Source organism: Streptomyces sp. NPDC050416 (assembly GCF_044458845.1).
Taxonomy (GTDB): Bacteria; Actinomycetota; Actinomycetes; order Streptomycetales; family Streptomycetaceae; genus Streptomyces.
Genome location: NZ_JBITII010000016.1, coordinates 122,165 through 149,148, shown reverse-complemented (window position 1 = coordinate 149,148; position 26,984 = coordinate 122,165). Strand labels below are relative to the sequence as shown.

The window sequence follows — 26,984 nt, the reverse complement described above, 5'->3', positions numbered from 1 at the left end:
CCCTTCGGCGGCGTCAAGCAGTCCGGCCTCGGCCGCGAAGGCGGACGCGTCGGCATCGGCGAGTTCCTCGAGTACAAGTACATCGCCGTCCCCGTCGGAGCATGACATGCCTGACCGACTCGTCGTCCTGTACCGGGGCAACCGGCCACCCGCCACCGGGCTCATCGAACGCCTCGCGGACACCGTCTACGCCACCGAGGAGGAACTGCCCTACCTGCTCCCCGGCGCCGACGCCCTCCTGGCCTGGGTCACCATCACCCCGGCCGTCCGCGAGGCCTGGCCCGACAACCCCGAGAAGGCACCGCGCTGGGTGCATGCGTCCTCCGCTGGCGTGGACTCGTTCCTCTTCCCCGCCCTGGTGGACGATCCGGGCGTCGTCCTCACCAATGCCCGCGGGGTGTACGACGAGCCGACCGCCGAGTACGTCCTCGGCCTGATCCTCGCCCTCGCCAAGGACTTCCCCGGCACTTGGGAGCACCAGCGGCGTCGCGAGTGGCGTCCGCGCCTCAGCGACGGCATCACCGGACGCACGGTGCTGGTCTGGGGGACGGGGCCGATCGGCCGGGCCATCGCCCGGCTGCTGGGCGCCGTCGGGATGCGGGTATGCGGCGCCGGCCGCAAGGCCCGCACGGATGATCCCGACTTCGGCACGGTCCACGGCCCGACGACCTTGACTCCGGCCCTGAAGGAGGCGGATTACGTCGTCCTGGCCGCGCCCCTCACCAAGGGCACCCGGGGCATGGTCGACGCCTCCGTGCTGGCGGCCATGAAGCCGGGGGCACGGCTGATCAACGTCGGACGGGGCGGACTCGTCGACGAGGAGGCGCTCATCGACCACCTCGCCGCCGGCCGGCTCGCCGGCGCCGCCCTGGACGTCTTCGGCCAGGAGCCGCTGCCGGCCGAATCACCCCTGTGGGACATGCCCGGCGTGATGATCTCCCCGCACACGGCGGGCGAGACCACCGGCGAGCGGGAGGCACTCGTCGAGGTGTTCCTCGACAACCTCACCCGGCACATCGAGGGCCGGCCTCTGCGCAACGTCGTGGACAAGCGGCGGGGCTACGTGGTCGACGAGACGCGCACCGGCTGAAGGCCCCGTCTGAAAGGCGAGCAGCAGGCGCCCCGGCCCGTGGAGTCCACCGGCCTGGGCGCCTGCTACTCGCCTTTCCCGCGTCCCAGCGCGCTGCCCGTCACCGCCAGCACGGAGAGCACCACCAGCGCGGCGGCCGGGCCCAGCACCGTCCAGGGGGCCAGTTCGGCGTACGGCTGGTTCTCCGACAGGAGCCTGCCCCACTCGGGGGTGGGCGGCTGTTCGCCCAGGCCGAGGAAGCCGAGCGAGGCCAGGACGAGGACGGCGGTCGGCAGCCGCAGCAGGGCGTTGCGCAGGAGGGCCGGCAGGACCGCGGGGAGCAGGTGGCGGCGCAGCAGGTGCAGCCGTCCCGCGCCGAGCGCGACGGAGGCGGCGATGTGACCGCTCGCGCGTTCCTGTTCGAGCAGGGCGGCGGTCTGGGCGGCGTAGGGACTCCAGCCGACCACGCAGACCGCGATCGCCGCGCCCCACACCGAGGGCCCGGTCACGCCCGCGATCAGCAGTCCGGTGAGGACCGCGGGCAGGGTCGACGCGACCTCCGTCGGGCCGGCGCTCGCCCGCGGTGCCATGCCCAGCAGGAGTCCGGTGACCGCGCTGACCACCGTCACGGCGAAGGCGACACCGGCCGTGCGCAGCGCCCCGTGGCCCAGCCGGGCCAGCAGATCCCGGCCCAGCGCGTCCGTGCCCAGCGGGTGTTCGAGGGACGGGGACACCAGCCGCGCCGCCGTGTCGACCTGCAAGGGGTCGCGCAGCAGGCCCGCCGTGACGAGGGCGAGCAGGGCCACCGCACACACCGCGGTGATCCAGCGCAGGGAGCGTGACGGGGCGAGCGGGGGCCGGTGCAGGGCCGGCAGGGCACCGTCGCGCAGGGGGCGGCCGAGGAGGGCGTGGCGCAAGGCCCGGATCAGGATGCCAGCGCTCGCGCCGAGCAGGACCAGCGCCAGGGTCGCGGTCTGGAGGACCGGGAGGTCCTGCGCGACGGCGGCCTCCAGGGCGAGCCGGCCGAGCCCGGGGATGTTGAAGATCTTCTCCACCGCGACCGCACCGCCGACCAGAGCCACGACCGTCGGCAGCAACTGCGGCAGCATGCCGGGCAGGGTGCGGCGCAGCGCGTTGCGGGCGATGGTGCCGGGCGGGAGCCCGACGGCGTACGCCGTGCGCGCCCAGGGTTCGTGGAAGGCGGCGGGCAGCGCCTGGTCGAGCAGTCCGCCGAGCATCGCGCCCGACGGGATGCCGAGGGCGAGCGAGGGCAGCACCATCGACTGCGGCCCTTCCCAGCCGCTGGACGGGAACCATCCCCACCAGACCCCGCACACGGTGGCCAGCACCGAGGCGAGCAGGAACTTCGGCAGCGCGGCCAGCACGGCGGCCGTGGTGCCCGTCCGGTCCTGCCGCAACCGGCGCCGGGAGCCGAGGAACACGGTGCGGGCACACACCAGCGCGGCCACCAGCGCGGTCACCACGAGCGCACCCAGCATCAGTGTCAGGGAGACCGACAGGGCAGTCCCCACCTGCGGCATGACCGGTTCGCCGGAGACCCACGAGACGCCCGCGTCTCCGCGGGGCAGGCCGCCCAGCCAGTGCGCGAGATGCGCGAACGGCCCCTCGTCCAGCCCCAACTGCTCGCGTACGGTGGCAAGTTCCGCGGCCGTCGGGTCCTGGTCGGCGGAGCGGGCGCGCAGCACCGTGCGGGCCGGGTCGGCGCCGGTCAGCCACGGCAGCAGGGCCACCGCACCGAGCAGCACCGCTCCGGCGAGCACACGGCCGGCCGCCGCCGGCCAGAGGGACAGGCGGGCGACGGGGGCGTGGGCGACGCTCATGCGTTACCGGACGTGCGTGTCGACGTCGACGAGCGAGCGCTCGCGCGGGTCGAGGAGCACGCCCTCGACGCCGGTGGCGACGCCCTGCACCGCCTGCTCGTGGACCAGCGGCACCACGGCGTCGGTGCGCAGGATCGCCGCCTCCGCCCGCATGATCTTCTCCTGGCGGCGCTGCGTGTCGCGCTCCGCGGCGGCGGCCCGGATGGCCTTGTCCACCGCGGCGTCCTTCAGTCCGGCGATGTTGTAGACGCCCTCGCTGGTGAAGTCGCTCGCGAGGTAGTCGACCGCGTCACCGGTGTCGAGGAGCGTCACCCGGGAGAAGACGAGGGCGTCGTACTTCCCGGCGAGCAGGTCGGCCTCCATCTGCGTGTACTCGCGCACGTCCTGCTTCACGGTGAACCCGGCCTTCTCCAGCTGCTGCTGGAGCACGGTCGCGGCCTCGGGGAGCTCGGCCCGGTTGGTGTAGGTGGCCAGCCGCAGCGTCCTGCCCTTGGTCTCGGCCTTCACCTGCGCGGTGGTCGCCGCCTTGGCACGGCCGGTCACCTCCACACGCTTGCCGGCGGCCCACGGCACGGCAGGCCCGAACAGGCCCTGCGCCGGATCGGCGTAGCCGCCGAAGACGGAGCCGACGAGGGCGGAGCCGTCGACGGCCTCGCGGGCGGCCGCGCGCAGGCCGGCGTCGGTGAAGAGGCCGCTGCCGGTGTTGAGGATCAGGCTGTCGGTGCGTACGGAGGGCACCTCGTGCCGCGTGTCCTTGTCGAGCAGCTTCGCCTGGGCGGTGGGGATCCACTCGGCGATGTCGGCCTCGCCGCCGCGCAACGCGTTGGCGCGGGCGGTGCCGTCCGCGATCCAGCTCACGTCGATGCCGGGGGCCTTCGCCTTGCCGCCCCAGTAGCCGTCGAAGCGGTCGAGCGTCGCCTTGGTCTTGCCGCTGAGCCGGGTGATCTCGAACGGGCCGGTGCCGGTGCCGACCGGGCTGACCTTTCCGTCCTTCGCGTACGCCTTCGCCGACAGGATCGCCAGTGCGGGGCTGGCCAGGCGTAGCGGCAGCACCGGGTCAGGTGACTTGGTGGTGAGGGTGACGGTGTCCGCGTCGTCGGCCTTGGCGGTGAGCGTCACGTCGCTCAGCACACGGGGCTTCGGCTTGGCCGCGCCCGCGTGGTCGAGCGCGTTGACGACGGACTGGGCGGTGAGCGCGGTGCCGTCCTGGAACTCGGCCTTGCGCAGCTCGAAGGTCCAGGTCGTGGCGTCGTCCTGCTTCCAGGACTTCGCCAGCGCGGGCTTGGCCGTGCCGTTCCTGTCGAGGGCGGTGAGGCCCTCGGCGACGGACAGCTTGCTCAGCACGGTGGCGTCGTTGCTGTAGGGGGACAGGGCCTGCACGGGGGGAACCGCCATGGCGATCCGCAGCCGCCCGCCCGCTCCCGCCCCGGCACCGTCGTCGCTGTCGCCCGGGGCGAAGCAGCCGGCCAGCAGAGGGGTGAGGGTGAGTGCCGCTATGAGGCCGCGGGAGGTGGTGCGCATGTCAGTCCTGTCGTGCGGGGGCCGGGCATGCCGCAGCGGCCCGGAGGGGGCTTGATCGGCGGCGACAGCATATAAGGAGAGCCTTACCAAACCCCGTACCGGGTGGGTGAAATCTCAACAACCGGACGGTTCGGCGGTGAAGACGGCGGGATCGACCGGCTGTTCGATCTGTGCCATCGTGGGCGCCGGGCGGAGGTGAGTCGCATGACCGGCGCGGACCAAGGGCTGTTCGGTCCCGGTTCGGTGACCTGGCAGATGCACGGCGACCCCATGATGTGGATCGCCGGCATCCGGGCGCTCTACCTCCAGGCCCTGCACCCCCGCGCGGTACGCGGCGTCATGCAGAACTCCGACTTCCGGCGCGACGCCTGGGGCCGCCTGATGCGCACCGCGAACTTCGTCGGCACGACGACCTACGGCACCACCGAGGCCGCCGAGCGGGCGGGCGCCCGCGTCCGGAAGATCCACAGCATGCTGACGGCGACCGACCCGGACACCGGCGAGCGCTACGGCGTCGACGAACCCGGTCTGCTCCTCTGGGTGCACTGCGCCGAGATCGACTCCTACCTGGACGTCCTGCGCAGGTCCGGATTCCGGCTCACCCACGCCGAGGCCGACCGCTACGTCGCCGAACACCGCCAGAGCGCACGCCTGGTGGGCCTCGACCCCGCCGCCGTGCCCGCCGACCGGGCCCAACTCGCGGCGTACTTCGAGAAGGTGCGCCCCGAACTGGCCGCCGGGCCCGAGGCGCGCGACGTGGACGACTTCCTGCTCCGCCCGCCGACGCATCCCCTTCTCGTACCGTTGCGCGAGGTGCTGTGGCGGCGCGTGGCACACCTGGCGTACGCCTCCCTGCCTCCGTACGCCCACGAGTTGTACGGCAGACCGGCCCCCGCACCCGCCACCGCCACCCGGCAACTGCGCCTCACCGGCCTCCTGCTGCGCCGCGTTCCCGCACGTGTGCGGTGGCAACTCCCGCCCAAACACATCCTGCGCGCCATGGCGAGGCTCGGCCCGGACGCGCGCCCGGCACCGTACAAACTCGGACGATAGACCGCCATACTGGGTGGACCAGGGGAGGGCGGGCGAACAGCTACCGGGGGGAGCGTCGCGCGAAATGGGGGAGAGCAGACTCATCCACGGCCGCTACCGGCTGCTCGACCGGATCGGGCGTGGAGGCATGGGCGAGGTGTGGCGGGCACGGGACGAGTCCCTGGGCCGGCACGTCGCGGTCAAGTGCCTCAAACCGCTGGGCCCGAACCACGACCACGCGTTCACCCGCGTGCTGCGGGAGCGGTTCCGCCGTGAGGCCCGGGTGGCCGCCGCGCTCCAGCACCGCGGCATCACCGTCGTGCACGACTTCGGCGAGTCCGACGGCGTCCTCTACCTCGTCATGGAGCTGCTGGACGGCCGCAACCTCAGCCAGCTCCTGGAGGACAACAAGCAGCACCCGCTCCCGGTCGCGGACGTCGTGGAGATCGCCGAGCAGGTCGCCGCCGCCCTCGCCTACTGCCACGAACAGGGCATCGTCCACCGCGATCTGAAACCCGCCAACATCGTGCGGATCGGCGACGGCACGGTGAAGATCTGCGACTTCGGCATCGCCCGGCTCGGCCACGACATCGGCTTCACCTCCAGGCTGACCGGCACCGGCATCGCCATGGGCACCCCGCACTACATGTCTCCGGAGCAGATCGGCGGCACCGAGGTCGACCAGCGCAGCGACCTGTACTCCTTCGGCTGCGTGCTGTACGAGATCGCCACCGGGGTACCGCCGTTCGACCTCGACGACGCCTGGGCGATCCTCCTCGGCCACCGCGACACCCCGCCCCGCCCGCCGCGCGAGCACCGCCCCGAACTGCCCGGGTACCTCGAGCGGGTCATCCTGGACCTGCTCGCCAAGGAACCCGGTGAACGCCCCGGCGACGCCCGCGAGCTGGCCCGCCGGATCAGCGCGCACCGGGCCGCGCCCGCCTACGTGCCGACCTTCGTGGCGGCCCGCCCCGCCCCCGGCGAACCGGCCCACCCGGGCCGGCTGCCGTCCTGGACCCGCGGCATGACCACGGGCCACAAGGCGGCCGGCACCGGGCTGCGCGGCACGCCACCCGACCCGGCGGCCGGACTGTCCGGCGAGTGGATCGCGCGGCCCGCCACCGGCCCCGTCGAGGAACCCGTCCCCGATGAGCGGCCCGCCCCGCCCCCTGAGGTCCTGACCGCCCTGGCCGGCCGGCACAACGCTGGCCTGAGCCTCGGCCGGCTCGGCCGCTGGGCGGAGGCGGGGGAGGTGCACCGGGCGGTCGCCGCCGAACGCGAGCACCTGCTCGGCCCCGACCACCCGGACACCCTCGCCAGCCGCTACGAGGTCGCCTTCACCCTCAGCCGCACCGGCCGCGCCCCGGACGCCCTGCGCGAGTACAAGCACGTCACCGAGGCCAGGATCCGCACGCTCGGCGCCGACCACCCCGACACGCTCGCGGCCCGCCAGGAGACGGCCTACGTGCTCGGCCAGCTCGGCCGCCCCTTCGACGCGCACCGGGTGTACACGGCCGTACTCGCCGCCCGGGAGCGCACGATGGGTCCCGACCACCCGGACACCCTGCGCTGCCGGCACAACCTCGCCTTCAACCTCAGCCGCCTGGGCCGCCTGGAGGACTCCTACCGCCTGGCCCGCGAGGTGGCCGCTGCCCGCGCCCGGGTGCTCGGCCCCGACCACCCCGACACCCTCGTCACCCGCTACGAGGTCGCCTACGCGCTCGGCCAGCTGGGCCGGTGGGCCGAGGCCCTGGAGGCGTACCGCGAGGTCGCCGAGGCCCGCGGCCGTGCGCTCGGCCCCGACCACCCCGACACGCTCGCCGCCCGTCACGAGATCGGCATCAGCCTGGGCCGCCTCGGCCGCAGCGCGGAGGCCCTGGACCACTACAGCGCCCTGACCGACGACCGCACCCGGGTCCAGGGCCCCACCCACCCCGAGACCCTGCGCGCCCGCCACGGCCGCTGCGTCAACCTCGGCCGGCTCGGCCGCTGGGAGGAGGCGCTCGCCGAGTCCCGTGCCGTGAGCGCCGGCCGCGAGCGGGTCCTCGGCCCCGACCACCCGGACACCCTGGTCAGCCGCCGCGAGGTCGCCGTCGGCCTGGGCTGGCTGGGCCGCTGGTCCGACGCGCTCACGGAGTACCGCCGGGTGGCCGCGGCCCGCGAACGCGTCCTCGGCACGGACCACCCCGACACCCTCGCCAGCCGCAACGACGAAGCGCACTGCCTCCAGCAACTGGGCCGCGGCGAGGAGGCCGTGGCCCTGTACCGCAGGGTGGCGGCCCTGCGCGGGCAGGGGGCGGCGGTTGGGCGGTGACTAGGTGTGGGGATGGGGGTGGTGGCGGTGGCGTGTGTGAGGAGCGCCCCGCCGGCCAGGTGGTGCGGGACCGTCGCCGCCGAGGCCAGGCCCAGCCCACCGCACGGGTGCCGCGTGGCGAGTGGACGCGCCAGGGCTGCGTGGCTGAGTGATGGCCGTGGGCTGTGTCGGAGGCGGCGTTGCCGAGGCGGTGGGCGGCGGTCGGGCTGTGACGAGGCGTGGGGGTGTGGTGGTGGCGGTGGCGTGTGTGGGGAGCGCTCTGCCGGCCAGGCGGTGAGGGACCGTCGCCGTCGGGGCCACGTCCAGCTGCCGCACCGTCCCGCGTGGTGCGCGGCCCCGCCAGGGGCGCGTGGCCGAGTGATGGCCGTGGGCTGTGTCGGAGGCGGCCCTGCGCGGGCAGGGGGCGGCGTTGGGCGGTGAGGAGGCGTGGGGGTGGTGCGGTGGCGTGTGTGGGGGGCCGCCCTGTCGGCCAGGCGGTGCGGGCCGGTCGCCGCCGAGGCCACGCCCAGCCCACCGCACCGTCCCGCGTGGTGCGCGGCCCCGCCTGGGCCGCGTGGCCGAGTGATGACCGTGGGCTGTGTCGGAGGCGGCGTTGCCGGGGCGGCGGGCCTCGGGCGGTGCGGCTCGTGCCGTGTGCCGGGCGGCATCGCGCGGACCCCCGGCGTCGGCCTGCCGACGGACGTGCGCACGCGCGCCGTCCGTCTGGCCGACCCGGATCACCCCGTGTTACGAAGAACCATGACCGCACCCCTGGGACCCCGCGCACACCGGACGTACGACGCCGTCATCGTCGGCGGTGGCCACAACGGCCTGGTCGCCGCCGCCTACCTGGCCCGGGCCGGCCGTTCGGTACTGGTGGTGGAGCGCCTGGACCACACCGGCGGCGCGGCGGTGTCCACCCGGCCCTTCGCCGGGGTCGACGCCCGGCTGTCGCGCTACTCGTACCTGGTCAGCCTGCTGCCGAAGAAGATCGTGCGGGACCTCGGCCTGGACTTCCGGGTACGCACCCGGACCATCTCCTCGTACACGCCCGCCGAACGCGACGGCCGCCCCACCGGCCTCCTCGTCGGCGGGGGCGAGCGGCGGACCAGGGAGGCGTTCGCCCGGCTCACCGGCTCCGACCGCGAGTACCGGGCCTGGCAGGAGTTCTACGGCATGACGGGCCGCGTCGCCCAGCGGGTCTTCCCGACCCTCACCGAGCCGCTGCCCACCCGCGAGGAACTGCGCCGCCGCCTCGACGACGAGGAGGCCTGGCGGATCCTGTTCGAGGAGCCGATCGGCGTCGCCGTCGAGGAACGCTTCACGGACGACCTGGTGCGCGGCGTGATCCTCACCGACGCGCTCATCGGCACGTTCGCCGACGCCCACGACCCGTCGCTGAAGCAGAACCGCTGCTTCCTCTACCACGTGATCGGCGGCGGCACCGGCGACTGGGACGTGCCGGTCGGCGGCATGGGCGCCCTCACCGACGCCCTGGCCGACGCGGCACGCGCGGCGGGCGCCGTCCTCGCCACCGGCCACGAGGCGCTGCGCATCGCCACGGACGGTCAGAAGGCCGAGGTCACCTATCGCACCGCCGACGGCGAGGGCACCGTCGCCGCCCGGCACGTCCTGGTCAACGCCTCCCCGAAGGCCCTGGCGGAGCTCACCGGCGACACATCCCCACCTCCCGCCGAGGGCGCCCAGCTCAAGGTGAACATGCTGCTCACGCGGCTGCCGCGGCTGCGCGACAGCGCCGTCGACCCACGGGAGGCGTTCGCCGGCACCTTCCACATCGCCGAGGGCTACGAGCAGCTGGCCACCGCCCACGCCCAGGCCGCCGCCGGTGACCTCCCGGCCGCGCCGCCCTCCGAGATCTACTGCCACTCGCTCACCGACCCGACCATCCTCGGCCCGGACCTGGCCGACCAGGGCTACCAGACACTCACCCTGTTCGGCCTGCACACCCCGGCCCGCCTGTTCGAGCGGGACAACGACGCCGTACGCGAGGAGCTGCTGAAGTCGACGCTCGCCCAGCTCGACGCCCACCTGTCCGAACCCCTCGCCGACTGCCTGGCCACCGACGCGGACGGACGGCCCTGTATCGAGGCCCGGACCCCGCTCGACCTGGAGCGGGACCTCGGGCTGCCCGGCGGCAACATCTTCCACCGCGAGCTGAGCTGGCCCCACGCCCAGGACGGCACCGGCCGCTGGGGCGTGGAGACCCGGCACGCGAACGTGCTGCTCTGCGGGGCCGGTGCGGTGCGCGGGGGCGGCGTGAGCGGGGTGCCGGGGCACAACGCGGCCATGGCGGTGCTCGAAAGCGGAAGCGACTGAATCACTGCCGTCCTGAGGGGCACTCCGACAGACGAAGGCATCCGTACCACCGATCGCCCCGCGCGGACGGTCGTACCAGCTACGGGAGGATCTCATGGCCGAGCTCAGCCCGACCGACCTTCAGAAGGCCCTCAAGGGCATGGACTACCCCACGGACAAGCAGCACCTGGTGGAGCGTGCCCGCAGCAACCACGCGGACGAGAAGGTCGTCAGGACCCTCGACGGCCTGAAGGAGGACCGCTTCGACGGCCCCAACGAGGTGCAGAAGGCCGTCTTCAATCAGTGACCCGACCCGCTCAGTCGGCCGACGGTGTCCATCCCACCGCTTCGACGCGTGACGCGTCCGCCGGGCGCGCCTCGTCGAAGAGGACGCCGTCGGCCGCGTCCACGCGCAGCCCGTCCACGTAGGCCCCGCGGCCGACGTACCTCTGGTCCGTGGCGTACCGCCACCGCAGGGCCAGCTGGCGCGCGGCGGGGAGGCCGGCGGTGAGGCCCTGCCAGACGCGCCCTGACCAGCCCGTGACCGAGCCCGACGGGTGCGGCAGGGGGTCCTCGCCCCGGCGGGACGTCGTGAAGGGCACCGGCTGCCAGGTCGTACCGCCGTCGGTCGTGGCCTCCAGGACCAGCACGTCGGACGTGGGCTCGGTGTCCCACCACAGCGCGCAGCGCAGCCGCCCCCGGCCGGACGACGTGTCGAGCGTGGGCAGGGTGAGGGTCGCGGTGGCGGATACCGCCATGCCGGAGAACCAGGCCCTGCGTCCCCGCGCCGGCCGGACCGGCACGGCCCGTGCCAGGTGGTTCGCGGCGGCCACGCGAGGAGCCGACCCGGAGCGCCAGCTCCGCACGGGATGCACCGAGTTGCCCAGGACGACGAGGAAGGAGTCGGTCGTCGGGTCGAGCACCAGCGAGGTGCCCGTGAAGCCGGTGTGCCCGGCACTGCGCGGGGTGGCCATCGCGCCCATGTACCAGTGCTGGTAGAGCTCGAAGCCGAGGCCGTGCTCGTCACCGGGGAACGCGGTGTTGAAGTCGGTGAACATCAGCTCCACCGACTCGGGCGTCAGGATCCGGGCCCGCCCGTACACCCCGCCGTTGAGCAGCGTACGGCCGAGGACCGCGAGGTCCCACGCGTCGGAGAACACGCCCGCGTGGCCCGCGACCCCGCCGAGACTGAAGGCGTTCTCGTCGTGCACCTCGCCCCACACCAGGCCCCGGTCCAGTCCGGACCACGGAGCCCGCGCGTCCTCCGTGGCCGCTATGTTCGGCCGCCAGGAGGCGGGCGGGTTGTAGCGGGTGCGGCGCAGGCCGAGCGGTGCGGTGATCTCCTCGCGCAGGAGGACGTCCAGGGAGCGGCCCGTGATCCGCTCCAGCACGAGCTGGAGCGAGATGAGGTTCAGGTCCGAGTACAGATACGCCGTGCCCGGCGCGCTGACCGGTGCCTCGTCCCAGATGAGCCGGAGCTTCTCCTCGTACGTCGGCGCGCTGTAGAGCGGGATCCAGGCGCGGAAGCCCGAGGTGTGTGTGAGGAGCTGACGGATCGTGATGTCCTGCTTGCCCGCGCGCCCGAAGTCCGGCAGGCACGAGGCGACTTTCGCCTCCAGTTCCAGCCCGCCCCGTTCCATCTGCTGCACGGCCAGGATCGACGTGAACAGCTTCGACACCGACGCCAGGTCGAAGACCGTGTCCTCGGCCATGGGGATCTGCTCGCCGGCCGGGAACTCGACGCCGGTGTCGGTCTTCTCGTCGTAGGCCCGGTAGCGCACCGCCATGCCGATGGGCCGGTGCAGGGCGACGGTGCCGCCCCGTCCGGCGAGCAGGACGACGCCCGCGTACCAGGGGTGCTTGGGGGAGGGGCCGAGGAACGCCTCGGCGTCGGTGACGAGTTGCCGAAGATGGGAGGGGAGCAGCCCGGCGCGGGCGGCCGAGCCGTGCCGCAGGGTGGGACGCCCCGTGACCGGGGCGGCCTCGGCGGGTAAGGGGGTCAGGGCCAGGGCGCCACCCAGGACCAGGGCACGTCTGCGCGTCAGCCCGCTGTTCGTCGTTGCTCTGTCTGCCGTGCCTTCGGTCACCGCGCATCCTCCCGCCGAACCGCCCTGGACGTCCCGGACAGTATGTCCCCGGGCACTGCCCATAAATCTGACGGTGCATCAGGAAACCCCTTCCATCCTCAGGAGGAGTCCGGCATCCTGCGCCCATGCAGACGGAGCTGAGCCAGAAACTGGGAATCGAGCACGCCGTCTTCGGCTTCACGCCGTTCCCCGCCGTCGCCGCGGCCATCAGCCGGGCCGGCGGCTTCGGGGTGCTCGGCGCGGTCCGCTACACCGCCCCCGACGAGCTCAAACGCGACCTGGACTGGATCGAGGCGCACATCGACGGCCGCCCGTACGGCCTGGACGTCGTCATGCCGGCCAAGAAGGTCGAGGGCGTCACCGAGGCGGACGTCGAGGCGATGATCCCCGAGGGGCACCGGCAGTTCGTCCGGGACACCCTCGCCAAACACGGCGTACCCGAGCTCGCCGAGGGCGAGGCGTCCGGCTGGCGCATCACCGGCTGGATGGAGCAGGTCGCCCGCAGCCAGCTCGACGTCGCCTTCGACTACCCGATCCGGCTCCTCGCCAACGCCCTCGGCTCCCCGCCCGCCGACGTCATCGCCCGCGCCCACGACCAGGACGTCCTCGTCGCCGCCCTCGCGGGCAGCGCCCGGCACGCCCGCAAGCACCAAGAGGCCGGGATCGACATCGTCGTCGCGCAGGGCTACGAGGCCGGCGGCCACACCGGCGAGATCGCCTCCATGGTGCTCACCCCCGAAGTCGTCGACGCCGTCGCCCCGCTGCCCGTGCTGGCCGCCGGCGGCATCGGCAGCGGACAGCAGGTGGCTGCCGCACTCACGCTCGGCGCTCAAGGCGTGTGGCTGGGCTCCATATGGCTGACCACCACAGAAGCGGACCTCCACTCGCCCGCCCTCACCCGCAAGCTGCTCGCGGCCGGCTCCGGCGACACCGTCCGCTCCCGCGCGCTGACCGGCAAGCCCGCACGCCAGCTGCGCACCGAGTGGACCGACGCCTGGGACGACCCGGCCGGGCCCGGCCCGCTGCCCATGCCGTTGCAGGGCCTGCTGGTCGCCGAGGCCGTCTCCCGCATCCAGAAGTACGAGGTCGACCCGCTGCTCGGCACCCCGGTCGGGCAGATCGTCGGCCGGATGAACAGCGAACGCAGTGTCCAGGCCGTCTTCGACGACCTCACCCGCGGCTTCGAACAGGCCGTGGACCGCATCAACCGCATCGCCGGAAGGAGCGGCCAGTGACCAGCAGTGCTCCCGCGGGCTTCTGGGCCCAGGCCACCGCCGACCCCGACCGCGCGGTCCTGGTCGCCCCCGATGGCGAGGAGTGGACCGCCGGCCGCCTGCACGCCGCAGCCAACCGGCTCGTCCACGGCCTGCGCGCGGCCGGGCTGGAACCCGGCGACACCTTCGCGGTCGTGCTGCCCAACGGCGTCGAGTTCCTCACCGCGTACCTCGCCGCCAGCCAGGCCGGGTTCTACCTCGTCCCGGTCAACCACCACCTGGTCGGACCGGAGATCGCCTGGATCGTCTCCGACTCCGGCGCCAAGGTCCTCCTCGCCCACGAACGCTACGCCGGTGCCGCACGCCACGCCGCCGACGAGGCGGGCCTCCCGGTCGGCCACCGGTACGCCGTCGGCCCGGTCGAGGGCTTCCGCCCCTACGCCGAACTCCTCGACGGTCAACCCGAGTCGGCGCCCGACGGCCGCACCCTCGGCTGGGTCATGAACTACACCTCAGGCACCACCGGCCGCCCCCGCGGCATCCGCCGTCCGCTGCCCGGCAAACCGCCGGAGGAGGCCTACCTCGGCGGCTTCCTCGGCATCTTCGGCATCCGGCCGTTCGACGACAACGTGCACCTGGTGTGCTCGCCGCTCTACCACACGGCCGTCCTGCAGTTCGCGGGCGCGTCCCTGCACATCGGCCACCGGCTGGTCCTGATGGACAAGTGGACGCCCGAGGAGATGCTCCGCCTCATCGACCGCCACCGCTGCACCCACACCCACATGGTCCCCACCCAGTTCCACCGCCTGCTGGCCCTGCCCGACGAGGTGAAGGACCGCTACGACGTCTCCTGCATGCGGCACGCCATCCACGGCGCCGCGCCCTGCCCCGACCACGTGAAACGGGCCATGCTCGACTGGTGGGGCCCCTGCGTGGAGGAGTACTACGCGGCCAGCGAGGGCGGCGGCGCCTTCGCCACCGCCGAGGACTGGCTGAAGAAACCCGGCACCGTCGGCAAGGCGTGGCCCATCAGCGAACTGGCGATCTTCGACGACGACGGCAACCGGCTGCCGCCCGGCGAACTCGGCACCGTCTACATGAAGATGAACACCGGCGGCTTCTCCTACCACAAGGACGAGGCCAAGACCCGCAAGAACCGCATCGGCGACTTCTTCACCGTCGGCGACCTCGGCCACCTCGACGAGGACGGCTATCTCTTCCTGCGCGACCGCAAGATCGATCTGATCATCTCCGGCGGCGTCAACATCTACCCGGCCGAGATCGAGTCGGCCCTGCTCGCCCACCCCGCCGTCGCGGACGCCGCCGTCTTCGGCATCCCGCACGACGACTGGGGCGAGGAGGTCAAGGCCGTCGTCGAACCGGCCCCCGGACACCGGCCCGGGCCCGCCCTCGCGGCCGACCTCCTCGACCACTGCGCGCACCGGCTCGCCGGCTACAAGCGGCCCAGGAGCGTCGACTTCATCACCGAGATGCCCCGCGACCCCAACGGCAAGCTGTACAAGCGGCGGCTGCGGGAGCCGTACTGGGAGGGCCGAACCCGACCGGTGTGAGGCGGCGGTGCGGCTTTGGTCGCACCGGCGGGCCCGGGCGTCATCCTTTGGTCGGCGCCCGCTCGCCCTCCGGCCGATGTCCGGCCGGGACCCGCCTTCCTAGCGTGAAGCCATGACGACGCGTGAAGCCATGACGATCGCGACCGAAGAGAGACCGCTGCGGCGCGGGGGCGTACGGCCGGGCGAACGGGCCCTCGCCCCCGATCTCGCCCGCGGGATCATGCTGCTGTGCATCGTGCTGTCCAACACCGCCTTCCATCTGTGGGCGGCCCGGCGCGGGCCCTCCGGATGGCAGCCCGTGGACGGCTCATGGCTGGACCACGCCGTGCAGTTCACCATGATCATGGCGCTCGACCTGCGGATCTACCCGCTCTTCGCCTTCCTCTTCGGCTACGGCATGATGCAGCTCTACCTCCGGCAGACCGCCGCCGGCACCGACGGTCGCGACGCCGCGAAGGCCCTGCGCAGACGCAGCCTCTGGCTGATCGTCATCGGCCTCGCCCACGCCACCCTGCTGATGGCCGGGGACATCCTCGGCTTCTACGGTGTCCTGAGCCTCGTCCTGGGCCTGGCCTTCCTGCGGCGCGGCGACCGAGCCCTGACCTGGTGGATCTGGATCGGAGTCGCCCTGATGGTCCTCGTCACGGCCGGGCCGGTCATCGCCGCGCTGCTCCAGGGCGAGCTGGGCACGCTGGGTGACGCCGACGCCGAGGCGGGTTTCAAGGCGTTCGCATCGGACGAGGAGAACTGGCTGACCGCGGCGGGCACCCGGCTCGAGACCGGCCTGTTCATCACCTTGGCCGCCGCCCTGCTGACCCTCGTCGGGGGCGGGTACATCGTCTTCCTGCTCGGCTTCTGGGCCGCGCGCCGCCGCGTCCTGGAGGAACCGGGCCGCCACCGCAAGCTGCTGCGACGGACGGCGGTCATCGGCATCGCGGTCGGCTGGCTCGGCGCACTGCCCGCCGCCCTCGCCCACGTCGGCCTCCTGGACGTGCCGGACGACATGCAGAGCGAATCCGGGGCGCTCATGGCACTCCGCGACGTCACCGGCAACGCCGGAGGCCTCGGCTATGTCGCGGCCGTCGCCCTCTTCGCACACTGGTGGACCACCCGCGGGCCCCGCCGCGGCGCGACGGCGGTGACGGCGGTGGCCTGCGTCGGCAAACGGTCCCTGTCCTGCTACCTCACCCACTCGCTGCTCTTCGCGCCGGTGCTGGCCGCCTGGGGACTCGGCCTCGGCGCACACCTGGGCAGCACCACCATGGCACTCTTCGCGTGCGCCGTCTGGCTGGTCACCGTGGCCGGGGCGTACGCCCTGGAACGGGCCGGCCGCCGGGGCCCCGCCGAAGCCGTACTGCGCCGGCTGATGTACGGGCCCCGGGCCGATCGGGGGTGACGAGACGAACGGGGGTGCCGCCCCACCGGAGGCGGCACCCCCACCGGCCGTGGTCAGCGGCGCTCGTGCACGCGGACGACCTTCAGCTTCGGCGAGGACAGGATGTCCTTCTCGCAGAAGCGCGACGTCACCCACTTCTCGTCGGAGAACAGCCGCGTCTGGTCCGCGTGGTGCGGCGACTCGGGGTTCGACGACTGGGAGTACGTCAGCAGGGTGCGGGCCACCGGGCAGCGGCTTCCGTCCCAGCCCACCGCCTGGAGGTGACTGCTGCCGAACGGCACCTCCGTGTAGCCGCCCTGGGCCGCGTTCCACTGCGGTTCGAGCACGTTCCACACGCCGAGCCGCCCCGAGCCGCCGGGCACCGGAAGGCGCTCACCACCGCGGACGACGAACTGGTGCGCGCCGAGCGGCGCGTCCAGCGCGATACCCGCCACGCGCAGTTCCGTCACCGCGTCGGCGAGGGCGACACCGAAGCCGGGCGCGTCCGTGTTCAGCGTGTTCGGCGTACGCACCGGGTCCGCCGCCGAGAACGGCACCTTCCACGCCTCGGCCGCCGGAACCGTCTGTTCCAGCTTCCGCCAGAACCGGTCGAACAGCAGCGCCCCCCGGCTCCCCGTGTTCATGGTGCGGTCCCAGGCCGCCAGCACCCCGCAGGCCTCCGAGACGTCGACCGCCTTGCCGTCACTGCCCGTGGCCGTGCCGCCGGGCAGCGCGGCGCACGCCCGTGCCACGTCCGTCGCGGTGAGATCACCCGCGGGGATCCGGTTGGCGAACTGCTGCCGTTGCAGGTCGCGTACGGTCAGGCGGCCCCGGTCCGCCATCGCCGCCACGTCCTCGATCCCGCCGCGCGTGCGCAGGCCGAGCTCCGTCCTCACCGTGCCGAAGACCCGCTCGTATCCGGTGATCGGCCGGTCGGGGTTGGTCATCCACGCGGTGCCGTTGGAGTTCTCCACGTACGGCGCGTCCTTGAGCGTGGGCATCCGCGCCGGCCCGAAGATGCCCGGCGCCACCGCGTCCGGATCGCTGCCGAGGGCGCAGTCGCCGCGCGCGCCGTCGAGGATCGCGATGCCGGAGGCCGGATACGTGGTCCTGCCCGGCGCCGTCGAGCAACGCTGCGCCAACTCGTCGGTGATGCGCGGGAGTACCTGGGACTGGGTGAAGAGGGAATGCCCCGCGCGGTCGGCGGCGATCGTGTTCACCCAGGGGATGCCCTGGTGCCGGGCGAGGGACGCGAGGACGTCGTCCGTGCTGCGCGCCTTGCCGAAGCCGAGCGAGGTGTCGGCGAAGCGGAGGTTCGCGGCGTTCGGGTCGTGCAGGGCGTAGGCCGTCATCCCCGTCCACGGCAGGGGGACCTGGGAGTTCAGGGAGGTGACGACAGGGCCGTAGCGGGTCCACCACTGGGTGCGGGTCACCGGCGCGCCGTCCTTCACCGCGACCGTCACGGTCCGCTTCTTCATGCGCTCCGGCTCGCCGTCCACGAGGTACGTCGTGGGATCGGCCGGATCCAGCGTCAGCTGGTGGAGGTTGGCCGGTACACCGGTCGAGACGGTGTGGCTCCACGCCACATGTGCGTTGAACCCGATGGAGATCGCCGGGGTGCCGAGCAGGGAGCCACCGGAGACGTTCAGCTCGCCGGGGATCGTCTGCTGCGACTGCCAGAACCGGCGCCCGCCCTGCCACGGATAGTGCGGGTTGCCCAGCAGCAGACCGCTGCCGTTCGCCGTGGTGTCGCCGCGGAAGGCGACCGCGTTGGAGCCCATGCCGGGGTCGCCCCACAGCTCGTCGGCCGCCTTCGCCACGGACTTCGCGTCCGGCGTGCGGGCGGCGGGCCGGGAGGACGGGGTGCCGGAGGCGGTTCCGGCCGGTGGCTGCGCGGCCGTGATCGTGTCCACGAAGCGTCCCTCGCCGGAGATCGAGGCGATGGCGAGGCCACGGGCCGCCACGTCCAGCTCGGTGACCGGGCGGATCCAGGAGGCGTCCGCGCAGGCGGGATCCGTGATCTTCTTCTGCTTCAGCCAAGCGTTGTAACCGGCCGCCCAGCCGCGCATCATGTCCCGGACCTCACGGCTCGGGCCCACGGGTGCGGGCGCGGCGAGCAGTTTCTCCACGGTGCGGGCCTCGCGGACCCCGCGGAAGTACAGGTCACTGGCGAGATTCGTCCTGGCCCCGGAGAGGGCGCCGCCGGCGGCGGCGCCGGCGCCGAAGTACCGGGAGCGCTCGCCCCGTAGGGTCACGAACCCGTCGGCGAGCGTGCAGACCTCGTCGGACGCCTGCGCCCAGCCCGTACCGAAGCCCAGGTCGGCGTAGTCCTTCGCGAGGATGTGCGGGATGCCGTACTCGGTGTAGCGGATGACGGCGGACAGGCCGTCGCGGGACGGCTGCTGCTCGGCCCGTCCCGGGCCAGGGGCGGCGGCCGCGGGTAACGCGGACGCGGCCGTGAACAGGGCCGTGGCCCCGAGGACGAGTCGTCTCAGGCGGCTGCGCATCGTGCCCTCCAACGTCAGTGAGGGAAAGGAGACTTGAGGGTGCGGATGGGCCGCGTGGCGCACATCCGCACCATGACCTCGGACGCCTCCCGCGGCGGCAGGGTTGAGCCGGTCGGTCCTTGACCTCGCCCGGCGGTGAACCGAGGATCAGGTGTCATGACGACGCCCGGACACGGCAGCACGGTCGACGGAGTCCTGCGACGCAGCGCCCGGCGCACCCCGGCGCGCGTCGCGGTGGAGTACGGCGACCGCACCTGGACGTACGACGAACTGGACAGCGCCGTCTCCCGCGCGGCGAGCGTCCTCCTCGGCCAGGGGTTGTCCCCGGGCGACCGGGTGGGCGCGTACGGCCACAACTCCGACGCCTACCTGATCGCCTTCCTGGCCTGCGCCCGCGCCGGCCTGGTGCACGTACCCGTCAACCAGAACCTGACCGGCGACGACCTCGCCTACATCGTCGGCCAGTCCGGCAGCACCCTCGTCCTCGCCGACCCGGACCTCACCGGACGACTCCCCGGCGGCCTACGGACGTTGCCCCTGCGCGACGCCGACGACTCCCTCCTCACCCGGCTGGCCGAGGCGCCCCCGTACGACGGCCCCGAGCCGCGCACCGAGGACCTCGTGCAACTGCTGTACACGTCCGGGACGACCGCCCTGCCCAAGGGCGCGATGATGACGCACCGGGCCCTGGTGCACGAGTACCTGAGCGCGATCACCGCCCTCGACCTCAGTGCGGGCGACCGTCCCGCGCACGCGCTGCCGCTCTACCACTCGGCGCAGATGCACGTCTTCCTGCTGCCCTACCTCGCGGTCGGCGCGACCAACATCATCCTCGACGCCCCGGACGGCGACCGGCTCTTCGACCTGGTCGAAGCGGGCCGCGTGGACAGCCTGTTCGCCCCGCCGACCGTCTGGATCGCCCTGTCCAACCGCCCCGACTTCGCCACCCGCGACCTGAGCGGCCTGCGCAAGGCGTACTACGGGGCGTCGATCATGCCGGTCCCCGTCCTGGAACGGCTGAAGGAACGCCTGCCGGGACTGGCCTTCTACAATTGCTTCGGGCAGAGCGAGATCGGGCCCCTGGCCACCGTCCTGGCCCCCGACGAACACAAGGGGCGCATGGACTCCTGCGGCCGTCCGGTGCTGTTCGTCGACGCGCGGGTCGTCGACGAGGACGGCAAGGACGTACCGGACGGCACCCCCGGCGAGATCGTCTACCGCTCTCCGCAACTGTGCGAGGGCTACTGGGACAAGCCCGAGGAGACCGCCGAGGCCTTCCGTGACGGCTGGTTCCGCTCCGGCGACCTCGCCGTACGGGACGCGCACGGCTACTACACGATCGTCGACCGGGTGAAGGACGTCATCAACTCCGGTGGCGTACTGGTCGCTTCACGCCAGGTCGAGGACGCCCTCTACACCCATCCCCAGGTCGCCGAGGCCGCGGTCGTGGGCCTGCCCGACGAACGCTGGATCGAGGCCGTCACGGCCGTCGTCGTCCCCCGCGGCGAGGTCACCGAGGCCGAACTCATCGCCCACACCCGCGAGAAGCTCACCCCCTTCAAGGCCCCGAAGCGGGTGGTGTTCGTGAAAAGCCTCCCACGCAACGCCAGCGGGAAGATCCTCAAGCGGGAGCTCAGAAAGAGGCTCGGGGGAGAGGCGGGACTCGCGGCCTCGGACGGGTGACGCCGCGCAGCCCGTCGGCGAAACCCGTTGTGCCGAAGGCCGCGAGGGCGTGAGGATCGGCGTCATGCCGATCTTCACAGCCCCGGACGGGACCCGGCTCGCCTGCCACATACGCGGTACGGGCGAGCCCTTGGTCGTGCTGCCCGGCGGGCCCATGCGCGCCTCCGCTTACCTCGGGAACCTGGGCGGACTCGACGCCCACCGGCGGTTGGTCTTCCTCGACCTGCGCGGCACCGGACAGTCCGCGGTGCCCGACGATCCGACGACGTACCGCTGCGACCGGCTCGTCGACGACGTCGAGGCGCTGCGCCGCCACCTGGGCCTGGAGCGAATGGACGTGCTCGCACACTCGGCGGGCGGCAGTCTCGCCCTGCTGTACGCGGCCCGGCATCCGGAGCGGCTGGGACGGCTGGCGCTCATCACCGCCACCCCGTGGGCACTGGGCCTGCCGGCGACGGCCGAGGGCCGGCTGGCGGTGGCCCGGCTGCGGGCATCGGAACCCTGGTTCGCCGACGCCTTCCCGGCGTTCGAGGCCTGGCTGTCCGGTACCGGTGATTTCGACCCCGTGTTCCTGCCGTTCTTCTACGGCCGTTGGGACGACACGGCCCGCGCCCACGCCGATCGCGAGGAGGACGAGACCAACCACGACGCGGCGGACCGCTACGGGGCGGACGGCGCCTACGACCCGGACGCGACGCGGGCCGCGCTCGCCCGTGTCACGGCCCCGGTGCTCGTCCTCGCCGGTGAGGCGGACGGGGGCCCGCGACCCGGCCTGGCCCGGCGCGCAGCCGAGGTGTTCCCGGCGGCCGAGTTCGCGGTGCAGCCGGGGGCGGGACACTATCCATGGCTGGACGACCCGGAGTGGTTCGTGCGACGCGTCGCACGCTTCTTCCAAGGGAGGGAAGCCGAGGGGGACTTCGAACGCGACTGAGATCCTCTGCTGCCCGCAGAGCGTGTCCGTCCCGCGGTCCTCACGCCGCTACCGTGCCCGGCATGGACACCGAACCGCGCACCGTACGGGCCAACGGCATCACGCAGGCCTACCGCGTCTGGGGGCCGCGGGACGCGCCGCCCGTCGTCCTCCTGCACGCCCGCGGAGCCGACGGGGCCGACTGGGCGGAGATCGCCCCCGCGCTGTCCACCGGGCCCCGCCGGGTGTACGCCCCCGACCTGCGCGGGCACGGCCGCAGCGACTGGCCCGGCGGATACGCCTACGAGGCCATGCGCGACGACGCGCTCGCCTTCCTCGGCGCGCTCGGCATCACCCGGGCCGACGTCGTGGGCCACTCGCTCGGCGGCCTCGTCGCCTGCCTGCTCGCCCAGCACAGCCCGCGGCTCGTACGGCGGCTCGTCCTGGAGGACGTCCCCGCGCCCCTCCCGCTGGACCCGCCCCGCCCGCCCGCCGAACGCCCGGGCAGGGGCCTGCCGTACGACTGGGCGATGATCCTCGCCACCGACGCACAGCGCAACGCGCCGGACCCCGTCTGGTGGGATCACATGGGGCGGATCACCATGCCCACGCTGCTGATCGGTGGCGGGCCGACGAGTCCGATCCCGCAGGAACAGATCGACGCCCTCGCCGAGTTGCTTCCCGATGCCCGGCGCGTCACCCTCGACGCCGGGCATCTCGTGCACGAGGCACGGCCCGAGGAGTTCCTCACGGCCGTGGCGGAGTTCCTCAGCCCCGCGGACCGTACGCCGTCATGAAACGGTCGCGGAACTTGTCCATGCCCCACCGGGGCGCGTCCGGGGCCGGCTTGAGGCCGTCGGTCCAGCCCCAGTCGGCGACCCGGTCCAGGACCTTCTTGTCGTGGGCGACGATCGTGACCGGCACGTCCTTGCCGGTGTCCCCGGCGGTGACCGTCGGCACCGGCTGGTGGTCGCCGAGGAAGACGAGCACCGTGTCCTCGTCGCCGTAGCGCTCGACCCACTCGGTCAGGCTCCGGATCGAGTACTCGATGGCCTTGCGGTACTCGGCGCGCACCTTCTCCGGGTCCTTCCAGACCTCCGTGGGATTGGTGCCCTCCTTCTTGATCCGGTGGAACACCGAACCGTCGCCGAGGTCCTCCCAGTCGATCATGTGGGCGATGGGGGACCAGGGGTTGTGGCTGGAGGCCAGGATGATCTCCGCCATGATCGGCTCACGGTCCTTCTTGCCGTGCTCCAGGCGCTGGAAGGCCTCCATGCTGAACTGGTCGGGCACGGGCGTCCAGCTGAAGTACGGGCCGTGGTAGCCGAGGTGCTCCGAGTCGTAGATGTGGTCCAGGCCGAAGTACTTCCCCTCCGGCCAGGCGCGGCGCACGCCCGGCACGACGCCGACGGTCCGCCAGGCGCCCGTCTTCCCGAAGTACTTGGTCAGCGTCATGCGGTCGCTGGTGGTCAGACTGCGGTACCGCTGCTGGTTCTTGATCCACAGACCGGACAGGAAGGTCGAGTGGGCGAGCCAGCTGCCCGCGCCCGTCACCGGCGACTGCAACCAGCCGCTGCGCGACTCGAACCCGGCCGCCTTCAACCGGCCGGTGCCCTCCTTCAGCACGGCGTCGGTCTGCTTCGCCATCGCCGGGTCGTCGATCGCGACGCGGCCGTAGCTCTCGATGAAGGTGAACAGGACGTCCTTGCCGCGCAGGCCGGTGAGCAACTGGTCCGGCGGCGTCTTCGCGAAGGCGTCCACGGCGGCCTGCTTCCGGAAGACCCGCGCGTCCTTCAGACCCGCGCGCACCTGCTCCACCCGGTTGCCGAGGAACTCCGCGTTGCCCTTGGTGGCGATCGGCACGGTGCCGACCTGCACGCCCAGCGTCATACAGGTGATCCACGCCGTGCCGAGGATCAGCGTCGTCCGGGCGGCGACGGGACGGTGCCGGACCATCAGGTTCGTCAGCCGCACCACGGCGAGGGTGGTGAGGACCAGCACCGCGACGAACAGCACGATCACGCCGATCACCACCAGCACCTGGCCGGTACGGCCGAACGTCTCCCTCAGAAAGTCCGTGGCGTTCTCGATCAGAATCCAGTCCAGGACCAGATCGAAGGGCCGGGCCAGCACCTGGTAGAAGCCCATGTCGACGAACTTCAGCACCGTGACCAGGCCGAGGAACACGCCCGAGACCACCGCCATGATCCGCCGGGGCTTCGGCGGCAGCGCGAGCAGCAGACCAGCGAGCAGCACGCCCTCGGCGGGAATCCGGACGAACGAGGCGAACTCGATCCGCTCGACCCGGTTGGGCAGGAGCAGCGCGACGACCACGAGCGCGCCGGCCAGGACGGTCGTGCCGACGCTCAGGCCGCGTGAGGCGCGTGGATACCTTGCCCGCCATCCGCGCCATACGCGCCATCGGCCGGGTTTCCGAGCGGTGGCGGCCGCATCCGTACCCGTGTCGCTGCCGTCCCGGGGCTCCGCCCCGGTTGCCGCGGTTTCCGTCGCGACGGCCGCTGGCTCGGTGCCGTCGTCCGCCGGATCGGCCGCGGCGGTGTCGGCTTCCCTGTCGGTGTCGGGCAGGTGACGAGACGGCGTGTGGTGCGACACGCGGAGGTTCCTTCCGTACATGGCCTTGCTGCTGGCGCGGCGGATCAGCCGGGTAGGGCCGGGTCCGTCATGCTCCGTACGGCCGACCGTCACCGCCCGTTCAACGACGAAGGTCAACCGCGCGCAAAGCGTACGCCGGACTGCGCGCTGTGCCGTCCCCGTGCGGCTGCCCGCTCAGCCGCACGGGTCGTGGTACTCGAGGCCGGGGAAGGCCTTCGTCCAGACTCCGCCTGGGACGGTGCCGGGCCGCACCGTGCAGAGCAGTTCCGCCAGCCGGCCGGGATCCGTGGGCAGCAGGACGAGTTGGCCGCCGAGCCCGGCGGTGAGGCCGGGGCCGGTGGAGACGGTGAGGGTGTCTCCGTTCGGGCTGACCTGACGGACGGAGAAGACGCCGATTCCCTCCGTCACGGCGGGGACGTCGTAGATCAGCGATGGTGGTGGTCTTCAGATCGTCGTCGGTGGCGAGCAGGTGATGGTCCGGCGCGAAGGCGTCACCAGGGCCAAAACGGTCCGCGCTGATGTAGGCCCTGTCCACACTGTGCGGAGGCGGACTCCACAGATGGACACCGCCCTTCTCATCACCGGTGACCACGCCCCGCCCCTCCGCCCGGTAGGCCACGGCGCCCAGCGGCACACTGCCGGGCAGCACCTCGCCCTTGGGGGACGGTGGCCGTGGGGCGGCGGGCCTGTTCCTGGTCGCCCGGCCGGTCCGCCGGCGGGGCGGGGAAGCGCCTGGCGGCCAGCTCCGCCAGCACCGTGTCCGGTGGCAGTCCGGTCGCCTCGGCCCATTGGCTCGCCAATGACCGCGGCGGGGTCCTGCCGGGCGACAGCATCAGTAAGCTGGAGACGTCATCTGGGAGTTACCCACCTTTACCCCGGGCCGGATCACGGGCGATCTTCGAGCCGGTGGCGGCCTTCTCGTCCAGGTGGATCTCGCAGTAGGCGAGGCGGCTGTGGCCGCCACCGTCGGGGACCCGCCACGAGCTTGCGGTCCTGCCGGAGTTGGCATACCCGGGCGCCTACGGCTGGCGCGGTGCGGTGGGGTGTCGTCCGTGGCCGCCTGGGCCGGTCGTGCAGCCCTGGCTCGCCCTCGGCGGTCGCCCACCAGCCACTTGTGGGCCGTGGCCCGTGAGACGCCCAAGCCCGGCGGGCGACCTTCGGATTGCGGCCATGACCCCCCAAAGCCGGCGCGTCACCGGCCTGGCTGCCATGGCATCAGCGGTCCGCTGACACCGCCACCTCCCGCGCCCACCGGTAGTCCGCCTTGCCGCTCGGCGACCGCTGGATGGCCGGCGCTATCACCAGTTGCCGCGGGATCTTGTATCCGGCCAGCCGGTCCCGGCAGTGGCTCTGGATGTCCTGGAGCGACGGGCGCCGCGCGCCGTCCCGCAACTGCACCACCGCCGCCACATGGTGGCCCCACCGGGGGTCCGGCACCCCGGCCACCAGCGCGTCGTAGACGTCCGGGTGGGACTTGAGGGCCTGTTCGACCTCCTCCGGGTACACCTTCTCGCCGCCGGTGTTGATGCACTGCGAGCCGCGGCCCAGGACGGTGACCACGCCCTCCTCGTCGACCGTGGCCATGTCGCCGAGCAGGACCCACCGCTCGCCACCCTTCTCGAAGAACGTGGCGGCGGTCTTGGCCGGGTCGTTGTAGTAGCCGAGCGGTACATGTCCGCACTGGGCGACCCTGCCCACCTCACCGGGCGGCACGGGTTCGTACGTGGCCGGGTCCACGACCTGCGTGCGCGCGTGGACCCGGACCCGGAAGCCCCGCTCGGGCCCCGAGTCCTCGGTCGCCGTCCCGTTGAAACCGGACTCCGACGAGCCGAAGTTGTTCAGCAGCATGGCGTTCGGCACCAGTTCCCGGAACTGCCGGCGCACCGTGTCCGACATGATCGCGCCGGACGACGACACGCTGAACAGCGAGGAGCGGTCGATGTCCCGCAGCGGACCGCTCAGCGCGTCGACGAGCGGCCGCAGCATCGCGTCCCCGACCAGCGAGATGCTGCTGACCTTCTCCTTCTCCACGGTCCGCAGCACCTCCTCGGGCACGAACTTGCGGTGGATCACCACCCGCTGCCCGAAGTTGAAGCCGATGAACGCCGTGAGGGTGGAGGTGCCGTGCATCAGCGGCGCCGTGGGGAAGAAGGTGATCCCCGAGCCGCCGGCCGCGACCCGCTCGGCCAGTTCCTCCGGCTTCTTCACCGGTTCACCGGTCGGCGCGCCCCCGCCGAGCCCCGCGAAGAACAGATCCTCCTGCCGCCACATCACACCCTTGGGCATCCCGGTCGTGCCGCCGGTGTAGATGATGAACTGGTCGTCGCCCGAGCGGGCCGGGAAGCCGCGCTCGGGTGACCCCGCGGCCTCCGCATGGGAGAAGTCCACACAGGGCACCGCGGCAGCACCGGGCGCCGGCGCACCCACCCGGACCAGATGCCGCAGCCGCTCCGCCCGGGGCCGCGCGGCCGCCACCCGGTCCGTGAACTCCGCGTCGAAGACCAGCGCCACCAGATCCGCGTCCCGGTAGAGGTAGGCCAACTCCTCTTCCATATACCGGTAGTTGACGTTGACCGGCACGATCCGCGCCTTCAGGCAGGCCAGCACCGTCTGGAGGTACTCCACGCCGTTGTAGAGGTGCAGCCCGAGGTGCTCGCCGGGGCGTATCCCGCTGTCGAGCAGATGGTGGCCGACGCGGTTGGCCGCCGCGTCCAGCTCCGCGTACGTCAGACGGCGCTCCGCGCCCGTGCCCGGATGGTCGACGTACACCAGCGCCTCACGGTCGGGAACCACGTCGACGACCGACTCGAACAGGTCGGCAAGGTTGTACTCCACCGCTCCTCCTGACCCCGGGACGTGCCTGGCATCGGACGGTTCGCCGGTCATCAGAGCAAAGGGCGGTCCAACTGTGAAGGGCTCGCGCCAAGAAATCTGACTGTCTGTCAGAAAACC

Annotated in this window: 19 protein-coding genes and 1 pseudogene; 12 read left to right on the top strand and 8 right to left on the bottom strand. The window is 72.8% G+C overall.

Annotation, left to right across the window (positions count from 1 at the left end; all coding sequences use genetic code 11):
- Window positions 1-105: aldehyde dehydrogenase family protein (locus ACIBL4_RS36915; RefSeq protein WP_399416186.1), on the top strand; the 105-nt coding region annotated here is incomplete at its 5' end.
- Window position 106: 1 nt separating this feature from the next.
- Window positions 107-1,090 (top strand): D-2-hydroxyacid dehydrogenase, encoded by a 984-nt coding sequence (locus ACIBL4_RS36910; protein WP_399416179.1) that lies wholly within the window; start codon window positions 107-109, stop codon window positions 1,088-1,090.
- Window positions 1,091-1,155: 65 nt separating this feature from the next.
- Here ACIBL4_RS36910 and ACIBL4_RS36905 read toward each other — a convergent pair whose 3' ends face one another.
- Window positions 1,156-2,910 carry an ABC transporter permease subunit gene (locus ACIBL4_RS36905; RefSeq protein WP_399416178.1) on the bottom strand — a complete coding sequence of 585 codons (1,755 nt, stop codon included), beginning with the start codon at window positions 2,908-2,910 and terminating at the stop codon, window positions 1,156-1,158.
- Between the two features lie 3 nt (window positions 2,911-2,913).
- Window positions 2,914-4,431 carry an ABC transporter substrate-binding protein gene (locus ACIBL4_RS36900; RefSeq protein ID WP_399416177.1) on the bottom strand — a complete coding sequence of 506 codons (1,518 nt, stop codon included), beginning with the start codon at window positions 4,429-4,431 and terminating at the stop codon, window positions 2,914-2,916.
- Between the two features lie 204 nt (window positions 4,432-4,635).
- Between ACIBL4_RS36900 and ACIBL4_RS36895 the strand changes: the two genes are divergently transcribed.
- The 4 genes from ACIBL4_RS36895 (at window position 4,636) to ACIBL4_RS36880 (ending at window position 10,379) form a co-directional block, all read left to right on the top strand.
- A complete protein-coding gene (locus ACIBL4_RS36895; protein ID WP_399416176.1) occupies window positions 4,636-5,484 on the top strand; it encodes an oxygenase MpaB family protein in 849 nt (282 codons plus the stop codon).
- A 64-nt stretch (window positions 5,485-5,548) separates the two neighbouring features.
- Entirely contained in the window at window positions 5,549-7,777 is a 2,229-nt protein-coding gene (locus tag ACIBL4_RS36890; RefSeq protein ID WP_399416175.1) for a tetratricopeptide repeat protein, read from the top strand.
- A 738-nt stretch (window positions 7,778-8,515) separates the two neighbouring features.
- Window positions 8,516-10,093 carry a phytoene desaturase family protein gene (locus ACIBL4_RS36885; protein ID WP_399416174.1) on the top strand — a complete coding sequence of 526 codons (1,578 nt, stop codon included), beginning with the start codon at window positions 8,516-8,518 and terminating at the stop codon, window positions 10,091-10,093.
- Window positions 10,094-10,187: 94 nt separating this feature from the next.
- On the top strand, window positions 10,188-10,379 hold the full coding sequence (locus ACIBL4_RS36880) for a DUF2795 domain-containing protein (RefSeq protein WP_010033009.1): 192 nt from the start codon (window positions 10,188-10,190) through the stop codon (window positions 10,377-10,379).
- 10 nt (window positions 10,380-10,389) lie between these two features.
- Here the strand turns inward: ACIBL4_RS36880 and ACIBL4_RS36875 are convergent, their stop codons facing one another.
- Window positions 10,390-12,222 carry a serine hydrolase gene (locus ACIBL4_RS36875; protein ID WP_399416173.1) on the bottom strand — a complete coding sequence of 611 codons (1,833 nt, stop codon included), beginning with the start codon at window positions 12,220-12,222 and terminating at the stop codon, window positions 10,390-10,392.
- A 62-nt stretch (window positions 12,223-12,284) separates the two neighbouring features.
- Between ACIBL4_RS36875 and ACIBL4_RS36870 the strand changes: the two genes are divergently transcribed.
- The 3 genes from ACIBL4_RS36870 to ACIBL4_RS36860 all read left to right on the top strand — a co-directional run bounded on the left by ACIBL4_RS36870 (window position 12,285) and on the right by ACIBL4_RS36860 (window position 16,340).
- On the top strand, window positions 12,285-13,394 hold the full coding sequence (locus ACIBL4_RS36870) for an NAD(P)H-dependent flavin oxidoreductase (RefSeq protein ID WP_399416172.1): 1,110 nt from the start codon (window positions 12,285-12,287) through the stop codon (window positions 13,392-13,394).
- On the top strand, window positions 13,391-14,944 hold the full coding sequence (locus ACIBL4_RS36865) for an acyl-CoA synthetase (RefSeq protein ID WP_399416171.1): 1,554 nt from the start codon (window positions 13,391-13,393) through the stop codon (window positions 14,942-14,944). Before ACIBL4_RS36870 ends, ACIBL4_RS36865 begins: the two co-directional genes overlap by 4 nt.
- 112 nt (window positions 14,945-15,056) lie before the next feature.
- Window positions 15,057-16,340, top strand: a complete 1,284-nt coding sequence (locus ACIBL4_RS36860) for a DUF418 domain-containing protein (protein ID WP_399416170.1) — start codon at window positions 15,057-15,059, stop codon at window positions 16,338-16,340.
- A gap of 53 nt (window positions 16,341-16,393) precedes the next feature.
- Here the strand turns inward: ACIBL4_RS36860 and ACIBL4_RS36855 are convergent, their stop codons facing one another.
- Complete coding sequence (locus ACIBL4_RS36855) at window positions 16,394-18,826, bottom strand: penicillin acylase family protein (protein WP_399416169.1); 2,433 nt, start codon at window positions 18,824-18,826, stop codon at window positions 16,394-16,396.
- 156 nt (window positions 18,827-18,982) lie between these two features.
- Here ACIBL4_RS36855 and ACIBL4_RS36850 point away from each other — a divergent pair, with 156 nt between their 5' ends.
- The 3 genes from ACIBL4_RS36850 to ACIBL4_RS36840 all read left to right on the top strand — a co-directional run bounded on the left by ACIBL4_RS36850 (window position 18,983) and on the right by ACIBL4_RS36840 (window position 22,216).
- Window positions 18,983-20,509 carry an acyl-CoA synthetase gene (locus ACIBL4_RS36850; protein ID WP_399416168.1) on the top strand — a complete coding sequence of 509 codons (1,527 nt, stop codon included), beginning with the start codon at window positions 18,983-18,985 and terminating at the stop codon, window positions 20,507-20,509.
- A 64-nt stretch (window positions 20,510-20,573) separates the two neighbouring features.
- The gene (locus tag ACIBL4_RS36845) at window positions 20,574-21,440 is read left to right on the top strand and encodes an alpha/beta fold hydrolase (RefSeq protein WP_399416166.1); all 867 of its coding nucleotides are present in this window, start codon (window positions 20,574-20,576) and stop codon (window positions 21,438-21,440) included.
- A gap of 62 nt (window positions 21,441-21,502) precedes the next feature.
- Entirely contained in the window at window positions 21,503-22,216 is a 714-nt protein-coding gene (locus ACIBL4_RS36840) for an alpha/beta fold hydrolase (protein ID WP_399416165.1), read from the top strand.
- Here ACIBL4_RS36840 and ACIBL4_RS36835 read toward each other — a convergent pair.
- The 4 genes and pseudogenes from ACIBL4_RS36835 to ACIBL4_RS36820 all read right to left on the bottom strand — a co-directional run bounded on the left by ACIBL4_RS36835 (window position 22,188) and on the right by ACIBL4_RS36820 (window position 26,867).
- Window positions 22,188-24,032, bottom strand: a complete 1,845-nt coding sequence (locus ACIBL4_RS36835; protein WP_399416164.1) for a sulfatase — start codon at window positions 24,030-24,032, stop codon at window positions 22,188-22,190. The two genes, ACIBL4_RS36840 and ACIBL4_RS36835, sit on opposite strands and share 29 nt — an antisense overlap.
- A 174-nt stretch (window positions 24,033-24,206) precedes the next feature.
- Window positions 24,207-24,440: a hypothetical protein gene (locus ACIBL4_RS36830; protein ID WP_399416163.1), complete on the bottom strand. Its 234-nt coding sequence runs from the start codon at window positions 24,438-24,440 to the stop codon at window positions 24,207-24,209.
- Between the two features lie 546 nt (window positions 24,441-24,986).
- Window positions 24,987-25,173 (bottom strand): annotated as a pseudogene (locus ACIBL4_RS36825) (leucine zipper domain-containing protein); the annotation flags it as partial.
- Window positions 25,174-25,247: 74 nt separating this feature from the next.
- Entirely contained in the window at window positions 25,248-26,867 is a 1,620-nt protein-coding gene (locus tag ACIBL4_RS36820) for an acyl-CoA synthetase (protein WP_399416161.1), read from the bottom strand.
- Window positions 26,868-26,984: the final 117 nt, after the last annotated feature.

Excerpts from the sequence above, each read along its gene's own strand:
- ACIBL4_RS36910 (WP_399416179.1), top strand. The coding sequence starts at position 107 with ATGCCTGACCGACTCGTCGTCCTGTACCGGGGCAACCGGCCACCCGCC.
- ACIBL4_RS36905 (WP_399416178.1), bottom strand. The coding sequence starts at position 2,910 with ATGAGCGTCGCCCACGCCCCCGTCGCCCGCCTGTCCCTCTGGCCGGCG.
- ACIBL4_RS36900 (WP_399416177.1), bottom strand. The coding sequence starts at position 4,431 with ATGCGCACCACCTCCCGCGGCCTCATAGCGGCACTCACCCTCACCCCT.
- ACIBL4_RS36895 (WP_399416176.1), top strand. The coding sequence starts at position 4,636 with ATGACCGGCGCGGACCAAGGGCTGTTCGGTCCCGGTTCGGTGACCTGG.
- ACIBL4_RS36890 (WP_399416175.1), top strand. The coding sequence starts at position 5,549 with ATGGGGGAGAGCAGACTCATCCACGGCCGCTACCGGCTGCTCGACCGG.
- ACIBL4_RS36885 (WP_399416174.1), top strand. The coding sequence starts at position 8,516 with ATGACCGCACCCCTGGGACCCCGCGCACACCGGACGTACGACGCCGTC.
- ACIBL4_RS36880 (WP_010033009.1), top strand. The coding sequence starts at position 10,188 with ATGGCCGAGCTCAGCCCGACCGACCTTCAGAAGGCCCTCAAGGGCATG.
- ACIBL4_RS36875 (WP_399416173.1), bottom strand. The coding sequence starts at position 12,222 with ATGGGCAGTGCCCGGGGACATACTGTCCGGGACGTCCAGGGCGGTTCG.
- ACIBL4_RS36870 (WP_399416172.1), top strand. The coding sequence starts at position 12,285 with ATGCAGACGGAGCTGAGCCAGAAACTGGGAATCGAGCACGCCGTCTTC.
- ACIBL4_RS36860 (WP_399416170.1), top strand. The coding sequence starts at position 15,057 with ATGACGACGCGTGAAGCCATGACGATCGCGACCGAAGAGAGACCGCTG.
- ACIBL4_RS36855 (WP_399416169.1), bottom strand. The coding sequence starts at position 18,826 with ATGCGCAGCCGCCTGAGACGACTCGTCCTCGGGGCCACGGCCCTGTTC.
- ACIBL4_RS36850 (WP_399416168.1), top strand. The coding sequence starts at position 18,983 with ATGACGACGCCCGGACACGGCAGCACGGTCGACGGAGTCCTGCGACGC.
- ACIBL4_RS36845 (WP_399416166.1), top strand. The coding sequence starts at position 20,574 with ATGCCGATCTTCACAGCCCCGGACGGGACCCGGCTCGCCTGCCACATA.
- ACIBL4_RS36840 (WP_399416165.1), top strand. The coding sequence starts at position 21,503 with ATGGACACCGAACCGCGCACCGTACGGGCCAACGGCATCACGCAGGCC.